The organism is Robertmurraya sp. DFI.2.37 (assembly GCF_029211245.1).
GTDB classification, from domain to species: domain Bacteria; phylum Bacillota; class Bacilli; order Bacillales; family Cytobacillaceae; genus Robertmurraya; species Robertmurraya methanolica_A.
In genome coordinates, this window is sequence record NZ_JARGEJ010000007.1 from 103,830 (window position 1) to 120,411 (window position 16,582).

The window sequence follows — 16,582 nt, forward strand, 5'->3', positions numbered from 1 at the left end:
TTCTCCATACCTTGTTAACTGGACTTCGTGATATACTTAGAGGGAGGTGTCTCTATATGAACGAGAATATGGTGAAATGGGTTCAGGAAGGGAATATTTCAATTCCAAGAGCTTTATTGCTTTATTATAAAGATATGAATATTAATGAAAATGAATTAGTATTGTTGCTGCATGTCATTTCGTTCCTAGAAAAAGGTAATGATTTTCCAACTCCTACGGAAATCTCTTCAAGAATGACGATCTCAACAAGCCAATGTACCGAATTGCTTCGCAAATTAATACAAAAGGGCTTTATTAAAATTGATGACGGCTATTCAAACGAAGGGATTCGTTTTGAAAAATATACGATTGAACCGCTTTGGCAGAAGCTTGTGAATGAATTTTTACTCAATCAAAATGCTCAGCAGAAAGAGCAAAATGAAAAAAATGAAATAGATTTATACACAGTCTTCGAGCAGGAATTTGGCAGGCCATTATCACCATTTGAATGTGAAACATTGGCGTTATGGCTGGATGATGATCGTCATGAACCAATCATTATTAAGGCTGCATTAAGAGAAGCTGTTATTTCAGGAAAGTTGAACTTTCGTTATATTGATCGCATTCTTTTTGAATGGAAGAAGAATGGCATCAAGACGATTGAGCAAGCAAAAAGCTATGGAAATAAATTCAGACAGAATTCAAGACATTCGATTCGTACAAACAGTGAAGAGGAAACGAGTCGCCCTGAAGCTGTTCCCTTTTATAACTGGTTGGAACAATAAAAATGGAAACTTTTTAAGTGAGTGAGGCAAATGTTAAATAAAACACAAATTCGATTTTGTTTAGATAAAATAGGGGAAATGTACCCTGATGCTCATTGTGAGCTCGTACATTCTAACCCATTTGAACTGGTTATTGCGGTCGCTTTATCGGCACAATGTACTGATGTACTAGTCAATAAAGTAACGAAAGAACTCTTTCAGAAATATAAAACGCCTGAGGACTATCTCAATGTATCTTTGGAAGAACTGCAAGAGGATATTCGTTCCATTGGTCTCTATCGTAATAAGGCTAAAAATATCCAAAAGCTTTGTAGATTACTGCTAGAGGAGTACAATGGGGAAGTTCCGAAAGACCGGGATGAATTAACGAAGCTACCAGGTGTTGGACGCAAAACAGCAAATGTTGTAGTATCTGTCGCTTTTGGCGTCCCGGCAATTGCCGTTGACACTCATGTTGAGCGCGTGAGCAAGCGGTTGGCTATTTGCAGGTGGAAAGACAGTGTATTAGAGGTTGAAAAGACACTGATGAGAAAAATTCCTGAGGACGAATGGTCAGTTACCCACCATCGGTTAATCTTTTTTGGGCGCTACCATTGCAAGGCGCAAAATCCTCAGTGTGACATTTGTCCTTTGCTTGATCTTTGCCGTGAAGGGAAGAAAAGGATGGCGAAGAAATAATGAATGAGTTCGTACGAACGGTGCCTGAGGAATTAAAGCATTCTTTCTTTTTTCCAGAGGATAAAATTACGATAATCTCCCCAATGCAGGGGAGTGATTTTCACATTGCCTTTATGTACGAAGCAGCTCATTTTTTAGGTGAAGAAGGTTTGAGGCCATGGGATGATCCTCAACATAGCATTGCCTCGTTATTACAGGAATGGCTTAATGTAAAAGCGGAGCTTCAAGCTGATTTTGCAATGAGAAATACGAAAGCAGCCTTAAATTCTATGAGAAAAGGGAGCGGTTTGTTTGTTGAATTTCTGCATTGGACAAACAATAAACCGTCCATTTTAAATACAGAAATTGCCTATAATGATTTGCACATTAAGCCTGTCAATATTGAAGAGCGTTTACAGTTTATCATTGAAAGACCTAATTTATTTCATTCTTATATGCAATTATGTGAGCTATTTGTTGAACAGGAGAAAGGCTATAAAAAGATGATGGCCATGAAAAATATGAAAAAATAAGGAAAGGCGTCTAAGCATAAGCTTGGACGCCTTTCTCTTATGGTTGATTACCTTGGTTCCCGCCATTTTGATTTCCTTGACCTTGGCCCTGACCTTGACCTTGACCTGGGTTATTTCCTTGCTGTGGCTGGCCATTATTGTTATCATTTTGCTCGTCGTTTCCAGGATTTTCGTTATCTGGCTCGTCTGTTTCTTCATCTTCCTCGTTTCGACCCCATGGTGGACCACCATTGTCATCATTCTCATCATCCCCATCAAAAATGAGTGGATCAGGAATTTGAATGGCTGCCGTTGCGGGGTCACTCTTTTGTTGATCACGAACAGCGATAACCTTGAAGGTGTAATATCCACCATAATCGGCTTTCATTCGCAGAGTTTTTTCAGATTGTGCCGTTAACAGTTCTTCTGCACCATCATCTTTCTTCACATAAATTTCAAATTGGACGCCATTTTCGTTTTCAGCAACATAATTCCAGTTTAATACAATCTCATTACTATCTGTATCATAATCTGCTGTTAAATTAACAGGTGCTTCAAGTCTATCATATTTATCAGATACTTCCTTTGGAGCGTGGCCCTTTACAGCATATTCTGTAATGATCATGTTTTTAGGAGTGTACTTACTTGCTTTTTTAGCTGGAATTGTTCCCTTTTCAATCTCAACTACTTCAACAGTATTCGGAACTTTAAAATCCGCTGTTTCTTTCCCGTTATGGACATGTTCCATAATATTTTTAAATAATCTTTGGCCAATTTTTTGGTCATCACCAACTAAATAATTTTCGTTTTTATTATCATATCCTGTCCAGACAGCAGCAGTATAGTTGGTTGTATAACCAACAAACCATGCATCTGGTACAGCGCCATTTGGAATATTGTAAGCCTTTTTATCTGCATCAGGATAATTGGTCGTTCCGGTTTTTCCGGCAAGTGGCAGGCCTGATATATTAGCTCTTGTACCGGTTCCTGATTGAACGACATCCTTCAGCATATCAGTGATCATAAACGCAGTATAGTCCTGCATCACAACTTTGGAATCGGGCTTCATCTTCAATTTCGTGCCGTCTCGAAGCTCAATCTCAACGACAGAGTAGGGTTCTGTATAAAATCCATTGTTCCCGAATGCGCTGTAGGCTCCAGCCATTTCCAGTGATGAAACGCCCTTATCCTCGCCACCAAAACCACCGATGGAGTAAGATTCATGAATTTCTTTAAGCGGAATCCCTAAATCGATCGCGAATTGCTTCGCTTTTTCTGCTCCGACTGCTTGGAAGGCTTGTAGCGCAGGGATATTTCGCGATAAAGCCAGTGCGGTACGCATTGACATGACACCCATATGCTTATTATCCCAGTTGCTGATTTTATCTCCAGTTGAATATGTGTACGGTTTATCATCTAAAGCATAATAAGTACCCCATTTTAAAAACTCAATAGCAGGACCGTAGTCAAGAATTGGTTTTATTGTTGAGCCTGGTTGTCTTTTTGCATCTGTCGCATAATTAAAGCCAAAGTCAACCGTTTGATTACGCCCACCTCCAAGTGCGCGGATCTGGCCAGTAGCAGTATCTAAGAGAGTTATGCCTGCCTGGAATTTTTCATCAGGATAATCAATTTCATCACCATCTAGAATATCCTCAACATATTTTTGGGCATCCGGCTCAAGAGTTGTATATATTTTCAAACCATCTGAAAATGGATCAATATCTGGATACTTTGCCTTGATTTCTTTTACGACATGGCCAACAAAGGCGTCATACGGAATATCTCCAGTAGATCTTTTATCCTCTGGGACCAATGTTGAAGTAACATCAACGCTTTTAGCTTCTTCCATTTCCTCCTGAGTGATAAAGCCATGCTTATGCATAAGAGTAAGGACGATGTTACGGCGTTTTTCCGCTCTTTCTGGATGTTTAAATGGATTATAATTAGCTGGACTTTGTGGCATGCCAGCGAGCAATGCTGTTTCTGCTAACGTTAGTTCATCTAATTCTTTCCCGAAGTATACTTTTGCTGCTGTAGCAATTCCGTGTCCTCCAGAATCCATCCAAATTTTATTGACATACATTTCAAAAATTTGCTGTTTTGTATACTTTCTTTCTAACTGAAAGGATAACCATGCTTCTTGTGCTTTACGGGATAATGTTTTTTCAGGTGTTAAAAATGAGTTTTTAACGACCTGCTGGGTAATGGTACTAGCACCTTCAGCACCAAAACCGTCGGTTAGATTAGCCACGACAGCTCCACCTAAGCGAATAATATCAACCCCGTTATGCTTATAAAAACGGGTGTCTTCAGTGGCTAATATCGCTTCCTCGACCTGTTTTGGGATATCTTCATAGTCCACGTAGTCCCGTTTTTCTGAACCAATTTCTGCAAACAGGCTTCCGTTAATATCATAAAGCTCGGATGAGATTGGATCTTTTAACAATTTTTCATCAAGCTCTGGAGTATCTTTAACCATATAAGCAAAAGTTCCAGCGCCAATAAGCAATCCTACAATTCCTAAGGCAACAAGAAAGAGAAAAATACGTTTAACCGATATTTTGGATTTTTTTCGGCCTTTTCCTTTTTGTTTACTATTAAGCTGCTTACGGCGCTCCTCTCTTGATTGGTATTTTTCTGCCATATATGTTCATCCTTCCTTTTACTACTCACGTTTCCATTAATTAAGATGGTAGAGCTGATCTATAATCTTAATATAGTCAATTCGTGGTTGAAATCCAAGTGATATTTTATGTCCATATTGAGCTACTTCAGTGAAAGTAATCGACTTTCTCCCTCCGTTTTCCATCCTTTCCCAAAAAAACAGTAATGTTTTTCCTTCGAGCAAGTATACTTCTTCGATTTTGGAAAAGCGGAGAATAACGAAAGCAATACCAGACTGATTTAGTACTTGTCTAATATGCTCAATTTGGTGTTGATGAAAATTTTGCAAAGGAAAAGAGGTTTTAAAGCGAGTTTCCTTTGCTTCAAAGTCAATATATCTTCCCTTATAAACCCCGTTATAGTCTGTTGTTGACGCTTGTTTAAAATAAGCTTCTTTAATCACAGCAGCACTTCTTTTTGGATAATCCACTTGCACAATTTGCACAGGAGTGGGTTTTTTATGAATGACAGCTTTTCCGCTCGCCAAATAATATTTATTCGTCTCGTTTAAATCTTCTTCTAAAGTCATTCCCCTATTACTGTAGGTGAAATCCTTTTCCTTTGTCTTTTTCGTTATTTTCTTTTCACTTGGCTGAATGAATTTCTTTCCGTTTGGATAATGGAATTCCAATGATAAACACCTCACAAACTCTTTTTTATCATATCAGAAGTCCACGATCTTTGGTTGAATAAAAAGCACTAATTAACGAATTCTAAAGATAGCCGCTATAAAAGAAGGTGTTCTTTTGATTATGGAATACGCTGATTTATCAGGCACTGAAAGAAAGATAATACACTCAATCAAGGGCCTTGTAAAGCAAAATAATACGGATAACCTCTCAAGAACTGAAGCATATCTTCGTTATTATCAAGAAAATAAGACGATAAAATGGTCCTTTTTAGCTCACATGGTATCCCGTAACGCAGGCTGGAATATGTGTGATTTAAAAGGGAAGTGGTTTTCAAAAATTATTGGAAAACAAAAAAGAGATTTTTTATTTCAAACATATGAAAAAGCAAATTGGCTTATTTTTCAGGATGCTTATCCTCAACTCCTTCTCTATCAATATTCGACGAAAAAAGGGAAGCCAATGTTTCACCTGCTGAAGTTTTTCCAGGTTTCCCAGCTCATGGAACAAGAATGGAGGCATTATTGGTATTCACAAGACCATGTCAGAATATTATTAGCATTAATCATCAATGAACAAAATATTATTCAAAAACCAGTCATAGAGAATTCTTTTTATAAAAAACATGTCTTTCGAACTTTTTTATTTTCCTTTCAAGATTGGTTTCATTACAGCTGCGTATTATTGCCTACAGTACATGGTGAATTATTTGGCGCAAGTGTCAACGGTTTTCGTTCTGTTGATAAACGAATTGACTTAGGCAAACGGCTTGTTTCGATTTTATTTCATGAGAGCTTATACTCATATTTCTATGAATTCGCTATAAACACGAACCATACAGGTTCCCGTGATGACTATGAGCAGTACTTACAAAAAAAAGCTAGCAGCTTTACACCGCAGCTTAGGCTTGCCTTTCCGATTGTTCATCATCGAATGGAGCCCTTGAAGGACTGGTCAAAACAGAAAAAGCTCAAACTGAAGTGGTTCAAAACAACCATTCATCATCGTCACCCTGTTGTCCTAACAAGTTGGTATAAAAGAAAGCAAAAAAAACTTCATCGGACGATATTATTTAAGGAAAAATGTGTGAGGATATTTTCCATGTATAAAAAGAAAGAAGAGATTATGGACGATTAGTTTCATCTCCATAATTCTCTTCAATGGATCGCTATACGTTTATGTTGAAGGCCTGTCTGCACCTTCTAATTTCTTATCACCAAAGCCAGTCTTTCTTTCTTCTAGTTTTTTTGGCTGGGCGTTTGTTTGTTTCTTCTTCTTTTTCATCATCAGCACCTCCTTTTTTAGTTTGTTCAGGAGCTGCATGTTTCATTCTTGTCGAATTAACGCAATCGCGGTGAAAAATAGTTCTATCTTTGCCGAATCACAACTAGTTTTGTCAACGATGAAGGAGGTCTTTAATGTAGGGAGAATATAGTGCATATACATAAAAGATTGAGAACTATATCATCTGCGCGAAAATACAGTCTCCTATGAAAAGCCCCTTTTTTATTAACAGTTTAAGCTTTGATAAGCAGTATGGTTGAACAAATGATTTTTGGCCTATTTCTTGTGAAACTAAGGTATCATACGCCTTTCAGTTATGCTGAAAGGTTCAGAGAAGTTCAGAGAAAATGAGGAAAAATCAAGTCCGATATTTAACAAAGCCACAATTAACAAAGCACAGTGGTTAAAAATTGAGGAGGTAGTTGAATTGGAAAAGGAGAGTATTCAAAAAGAAGAATTACTTGAAAAATTAACCGAAATTTATGATCAGTTGGAGGAACTTGAAAAAACACTTGATACAAATTTAGCGGAAAACCGAAAAAAAGCGATAAATGATCAGTTTACAAGATTAATGAGTCTTGAGAGCCGTATTACAAGACTTGAAAATGCATGTAACAGTGGGCCTTTAAAATTTATTGAAAAGAAACGGAAGGGAGAAGCGGTTCAAGGACAGAACATGAAACTTGAACTTGGCTACTAATCAAAATACAATAACAATAAAGTAGCGCTGTGCTGCTTTATTTTTTTTAGAGGAGAGAAAAGATATTGAGTACTAGCTTATTAGCTTTAACTAATAAATTATTGGGATTTACTGAACAAATTCTTGAAAAATTTGAAGAGGTTAAGGAAACGAAGGAAAAAGGCGACTTTTATAAAGAGGTAAAACCTTTTGCAGATCAGGTAAGGGAAGTAAAAGATGAGTGGGAAATACTAGCAAAAGAATGGATTGAGGCGGAAAATCCTAAATATTTACATGTAAAACAAATTGAATCAGCCTCTGAACAGATGGAACTGCTCTCGGTTCAAGCGTTTTTTCCTGAAACAAGCAGAACTCGATTTATAAACTATTGGCAATCTGTTCGCTTTGTTTTGACGTCATTAAAGGATTTATTAGAAAAAGAATAACCGGGAGAAGCCTAGATCCTGGAATCTCCCGTTAGGCAATTTAAGATTGGGGTTGAGTCTCTGTCTTATGATGAGGCAGTTTAGCTCCTTGAGATTCAAGCTCACGAACTAGTTTTTTATACTCACTCGATGTGATTTCATTAGATACATAAGCCTTTTTGGCGAAATCTAACAATTCATTTACATCTTCAGCTTGATACTGTTTGTGGATTGAAAACTTTTCCTTTAGCTCGTGAACGAACATCCATATTCCTCCCCTTTTTTATCTTATGCTTATCCTATTTCTACACTTTATCGTAACATAAAATTAAATGGTCTTTTAATTTTTCGAAAATTTAGACTTCAGACATTAACCTGCATATTTAGACATTAATGAGACTTTGTTAAAGAGCTCTAACTTAACACCGGCATATAAGTTTAAGGAAAAGGCTGGAATTGTCACAACATAGGCAGATCAATCATAAATTATCATGATGAGTCATTCTTTTTTTGTTAAGGGAAGATATATTAATTTACACGAGTTTATTTTCAATCGGGGAAACGCGAGAAGTGGGGACACAGCAATCTTTCAAGTAGTTAAGAAGGGGATTCGCCCCAGTTAACGAAAAAACATTTCATGCGAAATCTTGTTTTCGCATGGTTTTTAGTAGTATGAAGGTAAGGAGGGGAGATATAAATGTTTGGTCAAACAAATACAAATCAAGCTTATTATCAAGCTCCGCCTCATCGTTTTCCATCTTCATGGCCAATCCAGCAAGGGCAAGGGTGGCAAAATACTGTCCGCAATCAAAACTATTATTACTCGCTATATGGAAATCAAGGATGGCAAGCTTATGGTCAAATGAATCAAAGCCAACAGTATCCGTATGGACACATGAACGCCGGCCAATATCCTCCAACCCAAGGAGAAGTACCATTTGCACAGGAACAACCTTATCCTGTTGAATCTATTTTGCAAAATCCACTTCAACCTAAGAAAAATCAAGGAGGGACGAATCCCTATATGGGATATATGAATCCATATATGCATCCATATCCTAAGCCGGGGATCGGTGGAAATAGACCACCTTCTGGCATTAGTTCTTTTATGAATTCTTTTAAGCAGCAAGATGGCTCATTAGATTTTAATAAAATGATTGATACAGCTGGACAAATGATGAATGCAGTAAATCAAGTTTCAGGATTGGTAAAAGGCTTGGGAGGAATCTTTAAAGTCTAGCATTTTAAAGGGGTAAAAAAGCGACCTAAGATCGTTTTTTTCGACTGTAGGTAAACTCTTGATGAAATCAAGTTTGCCTACAGTCTTTATAGTAAAAACCATCAGAAGCTGATAGAGCGGTACAACTGGGGAGATTATGTAGAAGAAGCTGAATACCTTTGTCACACAAATGAAGAAAGACATGTACGCACGTCGTAAAAAGTCGATTGAACAAGTCTTTGCTGATGCAAAAAAAGGATGGTATACGATGGACAACTCACAAAGGAGGATTAAAAAACAAGTCCGTGCAGGCGATGCTTACTTTTAATGCCATGAACTTAAAGAAATTGGCTAATTGGACTTTTCAACTTGTTTGAGTAGGACTTAAACGAGTTGATTGAAGTGAAAGGTGTTTGATTCTATACGGACAGGAGGGGAAAGCGTGAAGGACTCCAGTGCGAATAAGCTTCTAATTTAACTGACTGGAACAGATGTGGTCTGCAAGAGTTCAATCCGATTAATAGCGATAAGACCAGCTGCTGGAACCAACGTCATTTGCTTTCGATCAGACAGAGCCTGAGGTTAGCAGCTCTAGAAATTCTGTAAAAAAGACTGCTGAAAACTTTTTCAGTGGTTTTATTTGCGGAAACAGGTGAGCCCTCACAGGGAAGTGACAGCACCTAGAGGCTCACCGCCCGCCTCCCGGAAAGCAAGCGTCTGGAGCGGAAATCAACGGATGTTAACGGCAATTCCATCCCAAAATACCAATAGACAAAGAGAGGCGTGACTCTCGATGCTTTTGTCGATAATCTGATACGACCTTCTTTAGGTCGCTTTTTTATGTTTATATCTATTGTTCTCCGTCACTAATAAAAATTTGCTTCCCTTTTGGCTTCGGAACTCGAATTTTTAACAGTCCATCTTGATAACTCGCTTTTACACTGGCTTCGTCGATTATGTGTCCAAGATATATGTTGCGGCTAAGTTGTTGTGTAGATTGACTTTTTTTGAAATAATTCTTTTTCTCATCTTCTTCGATGACCATTTCCACGTTTTTTACTGAAATGGTAATCGAACGCTCAAGAACATCAATATTAATTTGTTCCTTTTTTACCCCTGGAAGCTCCGCTGTAATGATAATTTTTTCATCTAGTTCTTTTACCTGGACAGGAAAACTGCTGAAGGGCATTTGAAAAAATTCATCCATACTTTGAAGAAAGCCTTTTACAGGTCTTTTGTGAAAAAAATCATTCATGAGATTTCGAAAATCACCGAAAGGATCCTGATAATGATCCGGCTCTTTTGGAAGCTTTGAAGACATCGTGCACAACTCCTCTCAAAAAATGGTCAGTATAGTATATTCAGTTATGACAGAGCTGTTAAAAAATTTATTGCTGAATACGTGACAAACAAGTAGGAAGGGAACAAATTCTGAACAATCTATGAAATGTGATTTGGCTCACTTAATTATATGTAGAGGAAAGGTTATGCTGATACCGTATTATTTAAGAGAGAGGGGAATTAAATAATGTTTTGTTATCAATGTGAACAAACACCTACAGGTGGATGTAAGGTTGTAGGTGTTTGTGGGAAAGATGAAACGATCGCTAGTTTGCAAGATACGATCGTATTTGGATTAAAAGGAATTGCTGCTTACCGTACTCATGCCAATCAATTAGGGGCTACTGATTCATTTGTCGATACGACAACACATGAAGCCCTCTATATGACCTTAACGAACTCGAACTTTAATGTTCAAGAGCATATTGAAATGGCGATGAAAGTTGGTCAAGCTGCTGTCAGGATCATGGAGGTTTTGGATGAAGCGCATACGAAAAGATTAGGAATTCCAAATCCCATCAGAGTGTCCCAAAATAAGGTGGAAGGAAAAGCGATTCTTGTAACGGGACATAATCTCTTTGCACTGGAAGAGTTGCTGAAGCAAACTGAAGGTAAGGGAATCAATATTTATACGCACTCTGAAATGCTCCCTGCACACGGTTACCCTGCATTGAAAAAATATTCCCATTTAAAAGGTAATTTAGGTAAGGCATGGTATGATCAAAGAAGATTATTTGAAAAATTCAATGGAGCGATTCTTGCGACGACAAATTGTGTCATGCCGATAAAAGGAAGCTATGCAGATAGAATGTTTTCATATGAAGTTGCCGGACTTGAAAATGTTCAAAAAATTGTCAATGATGATTTTACACCATTGATCGAGAGAGCATTGGAGCTTCCGGAGGCTTATATTGACTCAGAGGAAACTTTATTAACGGGTTTTCATCATGAAACAGTGTTAGGACTTGCCCCTGAAGTCATAGCTGCGGTGAAGGAAGGGAAGATCAAACGGTTTTTTGTGATTGCTGGATGTGATGCACCAGGTCAGGGAGGCGAATATTACCGCGAATTGGCTACCTCCCTACCGCCAGAGACAGTTATCTTGACTACCTCTTGTGGAAAATTCCGTTTCAATGATGTGGATTACGGAACAGTACCAGGGACAGATATTCCACGGTACATAGATCTTGGTCAATGTAATAACTCTGGCTCAACTGTTAAAATTGCAAAAGCTCTAGCAGATGCATTTGAATGTGAAATTAATGAGTTGCCAGTTAGTATTGTTCTTTCATGGTTTGAACAAAAAGCTGTTGCAATTCTGCTTGGTTTATTTAGTCTTGGCATTCAGGATATTCGCATCGGGCCGAAACCGCCAGAATTTATTTCAGAGGGAGTAATGAATGTTCTACAAGAAACCTTTAATTTGAAATTAATTGGAACAGCTCAGGAAGACATGGCAGAAATGCTTGCTAAATAAGATAAATAAAAAACATCCGCTAGTTTGTTTTGCTGGCGGATGTTTTTTATGGAAGGAATTTATTTTTATTTTAGTTATGTCTTGTGTAGCGCTTTGGTACCTTGTGCCTGATTAGTCAATGAAAACTTCAATCGCAATGGGTTTTCTCTATGACAGAAAGTCTTTTCATGACTTTACTTCATCCACAAAGCAGCCATTCGAGCTTTTTGAAGGTGTGCGTTTTTTTAGATGAGTTCATCCATTAGGATGTCTGGATCTAAAAGTAAATTCCCTTTGTTATCAACTTCGATCTTGCCTTCTTTTTTCATTTTTGTTAATGTTCGGCTAACTGTTTCACGCGTTGTTCCAATCATATTGGCTAAGTCACGATTTGTAAATTCTCCTTTTAGGAGAATGGAGCCGTTTTCTAATTCTTGTCCATGGTTTTTTCCTAGCCTTATAAGGAGTTTGACAATTTGTTCATAAGTGTTATTGATAATTTGCGATTCTAACCGCTCTTGTAATTCCACAATCTTTTCACCGAGAACTTTAAAGACTTTGATTGATAATTGGGGATTTTCAATTAAGACGTTCTCAAACTTTGATATTGGAACCACTACTAATACAGCATCGTCTATTGCCTCAGAAAAAGCAGGATAGCCACCTTTTCTAAAGAAGCCAACATGGGGAAACATATCTCCTTTTTTTAAGAAAGCAACAATTTGTTCTTTACCTGTTACATCACTTTTGTAAATTTTTATTTTCCCTTCATAAATAAAATAAACATTTTCCAATGGATCGTCCTGCATGAAAACGAATGTTCCTTTTTTCCATTCCCTTGAAATTGAAATGTTAACAATTTTTGTTAATTCTTCCTCGTTCAAGTCACGAAAAAGTGTAAACTTCGATAATATGTTTTTTATATCTTCATGTTTCATACTACACCTCTAATTGATTTCATCTACTTCCATTGTACAAGAAATAACCCGTTATTTCTAAATTCTTTGCGGACGTTTTTTTACAATTTTGCTTCCATAAAAAATTGCCAATAAAAAATAGTAGAAAATTCTTTTTTTGCGAACGTTTATTCGCTAGAATAAAAGGATAATACATGCTTTTAATTTGAGGTGAGGGCAATGAAGGTTCGCAAAAATCTACAGCATTTTTTAGAGGCTTTAAAGCTAGAAGACAGCTTTAAGGAAAATATCGTACATTGGCATACGATTGAGGAGAAGGAAGCAAAGACGGTTGAATTGCCTGTTCATATAGATGAAAATTTAAAGAATGCCTTACAAAAAAGAGGTATTCATGAGTTATATACACATCAACGTTCTGCCTTTGAAACTGTGCAGAAAGGAGAAAGTATTGTTGCTGTAACCCCAACTGCTTCTGGGAAAACCCTTTGTTATAACCTACCTGTCTTGCAAACTATTACAGAGAATCCGCAGGCGAGAGCACTTTATATTTTCCCAACAAAGGCACTGGCTCAAGATCAAAAAAGCGAGATTAATGAGCTTATTGATGATGCAGAATTAACGATTAATAGTTATACATATGATGGAGATACTCAAGGCTCAATACGAGAAAAAGTTCGGAAAGCAGGGCATATCGTGATTACAAATCCCGATATGCTTCACTCTGCTATTTTGCCTCATCATACAAAATGGGTGTCATTATTTGAGAATTTGAAGTATGTCATAATTGATGAGCTTCATATTTATCGTGGTGTTTTCGGCAGTCATGTAGCAAATGTGATTCGTAGATTAAAGAGAATTTGCCGTTTTTATGGAACTGATCCAATCTTTATTTGTACATCAGCGACGATCGCTAACCCATTGGAGCTAGCAGAAAATCTGACGGGAAAGAACATGACGCTAATTGATAATAACGGGGCACCAAGTGGGAGAAAACATTTTCTTTTCTATAATCCACCGATTGTGAATAAGCCTTTAAATATTCGCAGGAGTGCTACTTTAGAGGTGCGGAAGCTGGCAGGGGAGCTGTTGAAGAATCGGATTCAAACCATTGTTTTTGCTCGCAGTCGGGTACGAGTTGAAATTCTCCTTACGTATCTTCAGGAATTAGTCAAACACCAGCTTGGACCAAAAGCAATCCGTGGCTATCGAGGTGGTTATTTGCCCACTGAAAGGCGGACGATTGAAAAAGGATTGCGCAATGGGGATATTTATGGGGTTGTAAGCACGAATGCTTTGGAGTTGGGGGTTGATATTGGGCAACTCCAAGTTTGTATCATGACTGGATACCCAGGATCGATAGCGAGCTCATGGCAGCAAGCAGGACGAGCAGGGAGAAGGCATAGCGAGTCATTAGTCATCATGGTAGCCAGCTCCAGTCCATTAGACCAATATATCATTGAACACCCAGATTATTTTTTTACAAGAAGTCCTGAAACAGCGAGAATTAATCCAGATAATTTAATTATTCTTATCGATCATCTTAAATGTGCAGCATACGAGCTTCCTTTTAAAAAAGGTGAGCATTTTGGTGCGTTTGAAACAGAGGATGTTTTAGAATATTTAGTCGAAGAAAGAGTTCTTTATCAACGAGGTGATAAGTGGTATTGGATGAATGATTCATTTCCAGCTCATAATATTAGCCTTCGTTCTGCTTCACAGGAAAATATCGTCATTATAGACCAATCAAATATTGCCAATGTGAAAGTAATTGGTGAAATGGATCGATTTTCAGCCATGACGCTTTTACATGAAGAAGCAATCTACTTACATCAAGGAATTCAGTACCAAGTGGAAAAGCTTGACTGGGAAGAAAAGAAGGCTTTTGTTAGGGAAGTGGATGTCGATTACTTTACAGATGCCAATCTTGCTGTTGAATTGAAAGTGCTCGAAATGGATAAAAGTCGTTTGCTTCATGATACAGAAGTGGCCTACGGCGACGTAAGTATATTAGCGAAAGCGACGATTTTTAAAAAGATTAAATTTGACAGCCATGAAAATATCGGTTCTGGACCGATTTCGCTTCCAGAGGAGGAACTGCATACAAGCTCTGCATGGATTTCGTTTAAGGAAGGACTGGAAATGTCTGAATCAAGAATGGAACAAGGCTTGCTCGGTGCAGCCCATGCTTTGCGCTATATCGCTCCGATTTTTGTCATGTGTGATTCAGGGGATATTCATGTTGTACCGCAGGTGAAAGCAGTCCATAATGAAAAACCGACGATTTTCTTTTATGACCGCTATCCAGGGGGAATTGGATTAAGTGAGAAAATTTATGACGGTATGGAAAATGTTCTTAAGGAAGCAAAGGGGATGATTGCCCGTTGTCAATGTGAGAACGGCTGCCCTTCTTGTATCGGTACTGACACAACGAGTCGTGATGCGAAGCGCGATGCTTTGCAGATTTTCGAGCAATTCTTAAAGCAAACGAGTTAATTAAGGAAGTGTGAATATTGTCATTTCGAAACAAATTAAACCGCTTAAAGCCGCATATTCGAAGTGAAAAAATGGAAGAGTCCAAATCGCCTCAAGCAACGAGAGAGCTTGAGGGAACAGTCCCGGTTCAAGAGCAATGGGAGCAACATTTTGTCAAACCATATTATTATGATGGTGATTTTTGCTTGATCCGAGAAAGGGAATTCCCATTAGAGCAAAAGTATGGAAAATATACCTTTGCTCAATTTGTCGATGCGATTCAAGCTTGGAATACGAGCACCGTTCAACACCCATTATCTGCAAAAGGATATAGCCATGAACAATTATTTTTTTTCGATACGGAAACAACTGGACTTGGTGGAGGAACAGGGAATACGATTTTCTTATTAGGATATGCCTCAGTAAAAAAAGATAAAGTTGTGCTACGCCAGCATTTCCTTCCTCATCCAGCAGCAGAGGTACCTCTATATCAAAGTTTCTTAGAAAGGATTGATTATCGAACACTTGTGACCTACAACGGCAAAGCTTTTGATTGGCCTCAGGTGAAAACGAGGCACACGCTGATAAGAGAACTTGTTCCTAAGCTACCAGCTTTCGGTCATTTTGATCTTTTTCATGCGGCTAGGCGCTTATGGAAGCATAAGCTTGATAGACTTAAGCTTTCGATCGTTGAAAAGGAAATATTAGGGATTGAACGACAAGAAGATGTACCGGGCTATCTTGCACCGATGATTTACTTTGACTTTGTTGAAACACAAAAACCAGAAGGGATGCTTGGAATACTACAGCATAATGAGATGGATATATTATCCCTTATTACCCTATATACTCATATTAGTTTTCAGCTTTTAAATATCGATCAATCAAGGACGATTTCGGAGGGCTATGAAGTAGGTAGGTGGTATGCCTCATTAGGAGAAAGGGCAGGTGCATTAGAAAATTTATCTCTTGTCGCGAAGGGGACAGAACAGAGCGCTTTAAAAGCTAAGCTAGCTCTCTCGTATGAGTTAAAAAAACAAAAAGAATGGGAAAAAGCCGTTCAGTTATGGAAAGAGCTGGTGAATGCAAATCATAAAAATATCATCTTTGAGGTTTGCTTAGAACTTGCGAAATACTATGAGCACCATCAGAAAGAGTTAGAGTCAGCCCTGTACTATTCAGAAAAAGCTTTGCACATATTGCAGGAGAAAATGGCCCTTTGGAAAGGAAAAGATTCTGCAACGTTACAAGAAGTAGAAAAAAGAATAGCAAGAATTACGAGAAAACAGCAGGGTGCGAGAAAAAACCACTAATTCCCTAGTTGTCTAAGTCTTTATCCACCGTTAAAATAGGGAACGTATGTAAGAATGTTCAAATGAAAAAATTGAAGTGAGTGAAGAAATTGCAAAAAGTGATTCTATTATTGTTTTTTGTTATTATTTGTTTAACGGCGATTATTTTTTCCAACATAAAGACTTACGCTTTTTTTATCGTCTAAGCGCTTCTGAAAATGGATATAAAGTCGTCGTAACGCATATCTGCTAATGGGATTAAAGTAGA

At 37.8% G+C, this 16,582-nt stretch carries 15 protein-coding genes and 1 pseudogene; 11 read left to right on the forward strand and 5 right to left on the reverse strand.

What is annotated here, in order from left to right; genetic code table 11:
- Positions 1 to 56: 56 nt before the first annotated feature.
- The 3 genes from PZE06_RS06115 to PZE06_RS06125 are packed head-to-tail and all read left to right on the forward strand — an operon-like array spanning position 57 to position 1,954.
- Positions 57 to 764, forward strand: a complete 708-nt coding sequence (locus PZE06_RS06115) for a DnaD domain-containing protein (protein ID WP_150914733.1) — start codon at positions 57 to 59, stop codon at positions 762 to 764.
- A gap of 30 nt (positions 765 to 794) precedes the next feature.
- Entirely contained in the window at positions 795 to 1,442 is a 648-nt protein-coding gene (gene nth, locus PZE06_RS06120) for an endonuclease III (RefSeq protein ID WP_150914732.1), read from the forward strand.
- On the forward strand, positions 1,442 to 1,954 hold the full coding sequence (locus PZE06_RS06125; protein WP_150914731.1) for a YpoC family protein: 513 nt from the start codon (positions 1,442 to 1,444) through the stop codon (positions 1,952 to 1,954). Before nth ends, PZE06_RS06125 begins: the two co-directional genes overlap by 1 nt.
- Positions 1,955 to 1,991: 37 nt before the next feature.
- On the opposite strand, the gene PZE06_RS06130 is transcribed toward PZE06_RS06125, so the two are convergent.
- Positions 1,992 to 4,580, reverse strand: coding sequence for a penicillin-binding protein 1A (locus PZE06_RS06130; protein WP_150914730.1), 2,589 nt, complete (start codon positions 4,578 to 4,580; stop codon positions 1,992 to 1,994).
- 36 nt (positions 4,581 to 4,616) lie between these two features.
- Positions 4,617 to 5,231: a Holliday junction resolvase RecU gene (recU, locus tag PZE06_RS06135; protein ID WP_150914729.1), complete on the reverse strand. Its 615-nt coding sequence runs from the start codon at positions 5,229 to 5,231 to the stop codon at positions 4,617 to 4,619.
- Between the two features lie 121 nt (positions 5,232 to 5,352).
- Between recU and PZE06_RS06140 the strand changes: the two genes are divergently transcribed.
- From PZE06_RS06140 to PZE06_RS06150, 3 genes are all read left to right on the forward strand, one after another.
- A complete protein-coding gene (locus PZE06_RS06140) occupies positions 5,353 to 6,366 on the forward strand; it encodes a DUF2515 family protein (protein ID WP_150914833.1) in 1,014 nt (337 codons plus the stop codon).
- Positions 6,367 to 6,940: 574 nt separating this feature from the next.
- Positions 6,941 to 7,213, forward strand: a complete 273-nt coding sequence (locus PZE06_RS06145; protein WP_150914728.1) for a hypothetical protein — start codon at positions 6,941 to 6,943, stop codon at positions 7,211 to 7,213.
- 65 nt (positions 7,214 to 7,278) lie between these two features.
- Positions 7,279 to 7,638: a YppE family protein gene (locus tag PZE06_RS06150; RefSeq protein ID WP_150914727.1), complete on the forward strand. Its 360-nt coding sequence runs from the start codon at positions 7,279 to 7,281 to the stop codon at positions 7,636 to 7,638.
- 40 nt (positions 7,639 to 7,678) lie between these two features.
- Here the strand turns inward: PZE06_RS06150 and yppF are convergent, their stop codons facing one another.
- The gene (yppF, locus tag PZE06_RS06155) at positions 7,679 to 7,882 is read right to left on the reverse strand and encodes a YppF family protein (RefSeq protein WP_150914726.1); all 204 of its coding nucleotides are present in this window, start codon (positions 7,880 to 7,882) and stop codon (positions 7,679 to 7,681) included.
- 432 nt (positions 7,883 to 8,314) lie between these two features.
- Between yppF and PZE06_RS06160 the strand changes: the two genes are divergently transcribed.
- Complete coding sequence (locus PZE06_RS06160; RefSeq protein WP_150914725.1) at positions 8,315 to 8,857, forward strand: YppG family protein; 543 nt, start codon at positions 8,315 to 8,317, stop codon at positions 8,855 to 8,857.
- Between the two features lie 90 nt (positions 8,858 to 8,947).
- A pseudogene (locus tag PZE06_RS06165) lies at positions 8,948 to 9,213 on the forward strand (transposase); the annotation flags it as partial.
- Positions 9,214 to 9,686: 473 nt separating this feature from the next.
- Here the strand turns inward: PZE06_RS06165 and PZE06_RS06170 are convergent.
- On the reverse strand, positions 9,687 to 10,157 hold the full coding sequence (locus PZE06_RS06170) for an Hsp20/alpha crystallin family protein (protein WP_150914724.1): 471 nt from the start codon (positions 10,155 to 10,157) through the stop codon (positions 9,687 to 9,689).
- Positions 10,158 to 10,364: 207 nt separating this feature from the next.
- Here PZE06_RS06170 and hcp point away from each other — a divergent pair, with 207 nt between their 5' ends.
- A complete protein-coding gene (gene hcp, locus PZE06_RS06175) occupies positions 10,365 to 11,654 on the forward strand; it encodes a hydroxylamine reductase (protein ID WP_150914723.1) in 1,290 nt (429 codons plus the stop codon).
- 224 nt (positions 11,655 to 11,878) lie between these two features.
- On the opposite strand, the gene PZE06_RS06180 is transcribed toward hcp, so the two are convergent.
- Positions 11,879 to 12,571, reverse strand: a complete 693-nt coding sequence (locus PZE06_RS06180; protein WP_150914722.1) for a Crp/Fnr family transcriptional regulator — start codon at positions 12,569 to 12,571, stop codon at positions 11,879 to 11,881.
- 198 nt (positions 12,572 to 12,769) lie between these two features.
- Here PZE06_RS06180 and PZE06_RS06185 point away from each other — a divergent pair, with 198 nt between their 5' ends.
- Positions 12,770 to 15,043: a DEAD/DEAH box helicase gene (locus PZE06_RS06185; protein ID WP_150914721.1), complete on the forward strand. Its 2,274-nt coding sequence runs from the start codon at positions 12,770 to 12,772 to the stop codon at positions 15,041 to 15,043.
- Positions 15,044 to 15,060: 17 nt separating this feature from the next.
- Complete coding sequence (locus PZE06_RS06190; protein ID WP_150914720.1) at positions 15,061 to 16,335, forward strand: ribonuclease H-like domain-containing protein; 1,275 nt, start codon at positions 15,061 to 15,063, stop codon at positions 16,333 to 16,335.
- The last annotated feature ends 247 nt before the right edge of the window (positions 16,336 to 16,582 follow it).

Bases quoted from the DNA above. Each gene is read 5' to 3' on its own strand.
- PZE06_RS06115 (WP_150914733.1), top strand. From the start codon at position 57: ATGAACGAGAATATGGTGAAATGGGTTCAGGAAGGGAATATTTCAATT.
- nth (WP_150914732.1), top strand. From the start codon at position 795: ATGTTAAATAAAACACAAATTCGATTTTGTTTAGATAAAATAGGGGAA.
- PZE06_RS06125 (WP_150914731.1), top strand. From the start codon at position 1,442: ATGAATGAGTTCGTACGAACGGTGCCTGAGGAATTAAAGCATTCTTTC.
- PZE06_RS06130 (WP_150914730.1), bottom strand. From the start codon at position 4,580: ATGGCAGAAAAATACCAATCAAGAGAGGAGCGCCGTAAGCAGCTTAAT.
- PZE06_RS06140 (WP_150914833.1), top strand. From the start codon at position 5,353: ATGGAATACGCTGATTTATCAGGCACTGAAAGAAAGATAATACACTCA.
- yppF (WP_150914726.1), bottom strand. From the start codon at position 7,882: ATGTTCGTTCACGAGCTAAAGGAAAAGTTTTCAATCCACAAACAGTAT.
- PZE06_RS06160 (WP_150914725.1), top strand. From the start codon at position 8,315: ATGTTTGGTCAAACAAATACAAATCAAGCTTATTATCAAGCTCCGCCT.
- PZE06_RS06170 (WP_150914724.1), bottom strand. From the start codon at position 10,157: ATGTCTTCAAAGCTTCCAAAAGAGCCGGATCATTATCAGGATCCTTTC.
- hcp (WP_150914723.1), top strand. From the start codon at position 10,365: ATGTTTTGTTATCAATGTGAACAAACACCTACAGGTGGATGTAAGGTT.
- PZE06_RS06180 (WP_150914722.1), bottom strand. From the start codon at position 12,571: ATGAAACATGAAGATATAAAAAACATATTATCGAAGTTTACACTTTTT.
- PZE06_RS06185 (WP_150914721.1), top strand. From the start codon at position 12,770: ATGAAGGTTCGCAAAAATCTACAGCATTTTTTAGAGGCTTTAAAGCTA.